Source organism: Cellulomonas sp. (genome assembly GCF_036279715.1).
Classification (GTDB): domain Bacteria; phylum Actinomycetota; class Actinomycetes; order Actinomycetales; family Cellulomonadaceae; genus Cellulomonas_A.
This window is the reverse complement of record NZ_DASUIR010000094.1, coordinates 1-5,205: the sequence shown is the minus strand read 5'-3', so window position 1 is coordinate 5,205 and position 5,205 is coordinate 1. Positions and strand designations below refer to the sequence as shown.

3 protein-coding genes are annotated in these 5,205 nt (G+C 73.8%); 1 reads left to right on the top strand and 2 read right to left on the bottom strand.

Translation table 11 applies throughout. The features are described 5' to 3' along the window. Window positions 1-617 (top strand): 5'-3' exonuclease (locus VFW79_RS09500; RefSeq protein WP_329677066.1); only part of this gene is annotated, 617 nt, incomplete at its 5' end. A gap of 100 nt (window positions 618-717) precedes the next feature. Here VFW79_RS09500 and VFW79_RS09495 read toward each other — a convergent pair. Both VFW79_RS09495 and VFW79_RS09490 read right to left on the bottom strand, forming a co-directional pair. Continuing rightward, the gene (locus VFW79_RS09495; RefSeq protein ID WP_329677065.1) at window positions 718-4,875 is read right to left on the bottom strand and encodes a S8 family serine peptidase; all 4,158 of its coding nucleotides are present in this window, start codon (window positions 4,873-4,875) and stop codon (window positions 718-720) included. Window positions 4,876-5,072: 197 nt separating this feature from the next. Then, window positions 5,073-5,204, bottom strand: coding sequence for a hypothetical protein (locus VFW79_RS09490; RefSeq protein ID WP_329677067.1), 132 nt, complete (start codon window positions 5,202-5,204; stop codon window positions 5,073-5,075). Window position 5,205: the final 1 nt, after the last annotated feature.

The following is a 5,205-nucleotide window of genomic DNA, read 5'->3' as shown; positions in this document are numbered from 1 at the left end:
TGGGCATCGCGCGGGTCGGCGTGCGGGGGTATGAGGCCGACGACGTGATCGGCACGCTCGTGGCCCGCGAGGTCGCACGTCCGGCGGCGGAGCGCGCGGCGGTCGCGGTCGTCACGGGGGACCGGGACCTGTTCCAGCTCGTGGACGACGCCGCTGGGGTGTGCGTTCTCTACCCCGTGAAGGGCGTCAGGGATCTCGTCGTCATCGACCAGGCGACGCTCGCCGAGAAGTACTCGGTCGCGTCGGGGCAGGCGTATGCCGACATGGCCGTGCTGCGCGGTGACCCGAGCGACGGTCTGCCGGGGGTCGTGGGGATCGGCGAGAAGACGGCGGCCGCGCTCATCCACCGGTACGGCGACCTCGCGGGTGTGCTCGCGGCGCGCGACTCGGGTGACCGCGGGCTGACGGCGACGCAGCGGCAGCGGCTGCGCGACGCAGCGTCGTACCTGGACGTGGCGCCGATGGTCGTCCGGGTCGCACCCGACGCGCCGATCGGCGAGCTCGACGACGCGCTGCCGCACCAGCCCGCCGACCCGGCCGCTCTGGGGGCGCTCGTCGCCCGGTGGGGGATCGCGTCGAGCGTCAACCGCGTGCTCGAGGCGCTCGAGGTCCCCTGACCTGATTCTCCGAGCCGACCCCGGACGCACGCGAGGGGCGCGGCCCGATCGCCCACGCCCCTCGCGCCTGCCCGACCCCGTCACCGGGGCCGAGCCGACCTCACCCCACCCGGATCGTCCCGACGGCCACCGCTGGCCCGAACCCGCTGCCGCCCGAGTACAGGGCGGTCACGAACGTCGTGCTCGTCAGCCGGGGCAGCGCCACGCTCGCCGTGCCGTCCGCCGCGAGCGCGACCGAGGGCAGGGGCCGCAGCCCGGCGACGATCGTGACGCGGCCGGACGTCACCGGTGAACCGTCGGGACCCTTGGCCGTGACCGTGACGACCGGGGTTGCGCCCCGCGGGACGGACCACGAGCCGGTGCTCAGCGTGAGCGTGACCTTCGCGGGCGTCACGCGGTACGTGCGCTGCGAGGTCACGCCGTCGACGTCCGCACTGCCCGCGTACACGGCGGTCAGCTGGTGGGAGCCGACCGCGAGGGACGTGGGCAGGGCGATCGTCGCCGTCCCGGTCAGGCCGTCGACGACGAGCTCGCCCGAGGCCAGCACGGTGCTGCGCTCGCGGATCTCGACGGTCCCCGTGGGGGCCGCCGTCCGGCCCGTGACGGCCACCGTCGCGGTCGTCGCGGTCCCGTACGGAGCCGAGTTCTGCGACAGCGTGAACGACATCCGGGCGCCGGACTTGGCGATCTTGACGGTCACCACGGGTGACGTCGAGGCCGAGTACGCACCCGTGTCGGGGACGTAGACGGCGCTCAGGGCGTGCGTGCCCGCACCGAGCCGTGCCGTGGCTGTCGCCGACCCGCCGGCCAGCGCCGCCGTGGCGACCTCCGTCTGCCCGTCGAGGAACCGGACGGTGCCGGTCGCCGCGGCGGGGGAGACGGTGGCCGTGAGCGTCAGCCCGGCGCCCGCATGCTTGTCACCCGTGACCTTGAGGGCCGTGGTGGTGGGCGTCGCGGGTGGGACGGTGACGTCGACGACCTGGGCGCGCGTCGTCGTGGTGGCGTTGTGGCTGTGCAGCACGAGCAGCTGCGGGGCCGGCGCCGTCGTGGGCGAGCGGTGCACCGTGACGGTCGCGCCTCCCGCGCCGGTGGCCCAGAGCGAGTCCACGGTGCCGCTGTCGAACCAGTACGGCGGCGTGAACGGATCGACCTTGAAGGCGTCGACGGCGTCCACCTGGCCGCTCGGGTCGGAGGCGTACGGCGTGTACGTCCACACGTGCAGCGTGGGCGTGGTCCCGGGAGCGACGCCGAGGGCCGCCAGGCTGAGCGGGACGACGAGGACGTTGTTGTCGAACACCGTGGTGTCGACGTCCCCGAAGTACCCGTTGATCGGCTCGGCGTCGAGGACCGCGCCCGTGTTCCAGTCGTACGTGATCTGGACGGTGACGTCGACCGAGTCGTTGAGCTTCTGAACCACCGTCTGGGCGTCCCAGCTGCCGTCGCCGTCGAGGTCGATGTCGATGACGGGCTTCACGGACTGCCCGAGGCTGGCCCACTCGCCGTCGGTCGCGATGCCGACCCCGAGGTACCCGTTCGCCGGGTCGAGGCCCGCGGCAGCACGCTGCGGTGCGGTCGAGGACCAGCCGACGTACCGCAGGTCGCCCGCGGCGATCGACGAGTCCGACGTGACGAGCCCGGGGACCGCCTCGAGCTTGGGGCTCGTGGCGGCGAGCTGGAGCGGCGCGACGAGCGAGTCCCAGCCGCCCGAGGCGACCCCGCGACCGGCGAGCGTGAGCGCCGCCGAGGTGGCGCCCGCGTCGGCGAAGGCCACGGGACCGGCCGACAGGTCGCTGACGAGCCGCGCCGCGGCCTGCACGGGGACCCGCAGGTGCGTGTCGCCGGACGTCAGCACGAGCCGGCCCGAGATGCTCGCGACGTACTCGCGCGGCAGGCCGCCCTGTGTCGCGCTCGACGTGACGTCGAGGGTGCGCGCGAGGTTTGCCGGGTCGGCCGTGAGCGTGACGGTCACGAGCCGGGACTCGCCGGCCGGGACCGTGATCGTGGCCGGTGACGTCGTGATCGTCGCGCCGCCCTCGGTCGTGGCCGCGGCGTACGAGGTCGCGTAGGTCACCGCGGACGAGCCCGTGTTCTTGACGGTGACCGTCTTGCGCTGGACCACGCTCGTGGCGCCGACGTCGACCACGCCGAACGTCACCGACACGAGGTTGGCGTCCTCGCTGGCGAACGCCAGGACCGAGTCGTTGACCGCGTCGAGGGCGTCGACGCGACCGGACCCGACCCGGCCCGGGCCGTACACGTCGCCGGTCTGGTGCGCGCCGGTGAACACGTCGTGCGTCGCGGTGTTCATGACGGCGGTCTTGACCTCGGCCGCGGTCCAGCCGGGGTGGGCGCCGCGGACGAGCGCGGCGATGCCGGCGACGTGCGGGGTGGCCATCGACGTCCCGGACAGGCCCTGCGCCTCGATGCCCGTGCCCGACGCGGCCGAGTAGATGCCGGTGCCGGGGGCGGCGACGTCCGGCTTGACGATGCCGAGCGAGCCGTGGACGCCGCGCGACGAGCTCGGGTTGAGCGCGTCGCCGACCTCGTTGGCGATGACGGTCGCCGCGAGCGACGGCCCCATGTGCACCGTCAGGCTGTTGGTGCGGATGGCCGGCAGGAGCGCCGCGGTCGACACCGCGGTCAGCTGCGCGCCCGGGATGGCCGCGTTGCCCGCGATCCCGCCGGGGAACACCGTGCTCGTGGTGCCGAGCAGGACGCCGACCGCGCCGGCCGCCGCCGCGTTGTTGAACCGCGTCGCGCTGCCGCACGCCCGGGTCGCGTCGTCGTCGTCCCACCAGAGGTACACGACCTTGCCGGTGATCGCGGCCGACGAGGCGGCGAGCGACGTGCAGCCGCTGACCTGCTCGCCGAGGAACACGAGCGGCGCGGTGACGTCGGCGGTGCCGGTGTAGCTGACGCTGTTCTGGCCGGAGTAGGTGCCGATGACGGCCGGGTCGGCCGCTGCGGTGACCTCGATGCCGTCGTAGGTCTGCGGGTCGCCGACCGAGTTCGCGACCGTCAGCGCGGAGCGCGCGTCGCCGGGCGCGCCGCCGACGTCGGTGATGTCGCCGGCGTTGCCCGACGCGAGCACGGCGAGCGTGCCGAGCTGGGCGAGACGGTCGACGAGCAGGTTGTCGGGGTCGTCGGCGGGCGAGCCGTCCGAGCCGAGCGAGAGGTTGACGATGTCGAGGTGGTCGTTGAAGTCGCCGTCACCGTTCGGGTCGGCGGCCCAGTCGAGCGCCTGGCCCGTGAGGTTCGTCGACCCGCCGATGTCACCGAAGACCTTGAGCGCGTAGAGGCTCGCGCCGGGCGCCGAGCCGGGACCGACCTTCCAGCCGGACAGGTCGGTCAGGTTCGCGTAGTCGCCGCGGAACGTCGTGCCGTCCGCCTGGACGCCGAAGCCTGCAGCGGTCGCGGAGACGTGCGTGCCGTGACCCGAGCTGGGGCTCGTCGACAGCGAGTCGATGGGGTTGTCGTCCGGGCTCGGGACCTGCGTGGCGCCGGGGAGGGTGGACGCGGGGTTGGCGTCGTACCGCGGGCCGGCGAAGTCGTGGCCGCCGAGGAACTTGGTCGCGTCGAACGTGCCGGCCGGGATCGGTCCCGTGCCGTCGGTGCCGTACGCCGCCGCGTAGGCCGCCGTCGTGCCCGGGCCGCCGAACGCCGCGTGCGTGTAGTCGAGCCCGGTGTCGATGACGCCGATGCGCACACCGGTGCCGATCTGGCCGGTGCTCTGCCACGTGGCGAGCGCGCGCGTGAACGCGTCGGTGCTCTTGTTGTCCGGCGTCTTGGGAACGACGCGGTACAGCGCGACGACGTCGGGGTTCGAGGCGAGCGCCCGGATCTTCGCGGCGTCGCCCGTGACGATCGTCGCGGAGACGAGGTTGCTCAGGGTCGCGATGCGCTGCGGTGCGGGGGTCGCGCTGCGCGCGGTCGCCTGGTCGGGGACGACGGCCGCCGCCTGCTGCTCGACGGCGTCGGTGGCCGCTCGGACGGCGGCCGCGTCACCGCCCTTGTCGGCGACGTCGAGGCCCGAGGGGGCCTTGAGCTGGACGAAGGCGGTGACGGTCCCGGTGACCTTCTCGAGCGCCGGCGCGACCTTGCCGTGCCGCAGGTCCTTGCCGGAGACGACGGGCCCACCGGGGGACCCGGGGTCAGGCGACCTGTGGTTGGCGGCGCCCGCGGCACCCGCGCCGACCATGGCGGTGCTCACGGCGAGCACGAGGGTGGTCAGGGCGGCGAGCAGCGGGCGACGCTTCATAGCGCACTCCAGGTCAGCCGGGCAGGTGGCGACGTCGAGAGCCGTGACACGTGACGTGACTCATGTCATGCGCGGTAGCTCACCAGGGCACCGTACTGAGGATCGGGTGATTCGTCACGCATTCGGCGAGATCTCCCGGATCCTCGGGCAGCGCCGATGCGGAGCAGGTCGATGCAGGTCAGCGCTCTTCGTCGCGTTCAGCGCAGCGGGACGAACGCGTAGGAGCCGAGGTTGGTGGACTCGAGCTCGTCGCCATGGCGCTCGACGGCCCACAGCGTGGAGCGCACCGGGATCACCATCCGTCCGCCGTCGGCGAGCTGGTCGCACAGC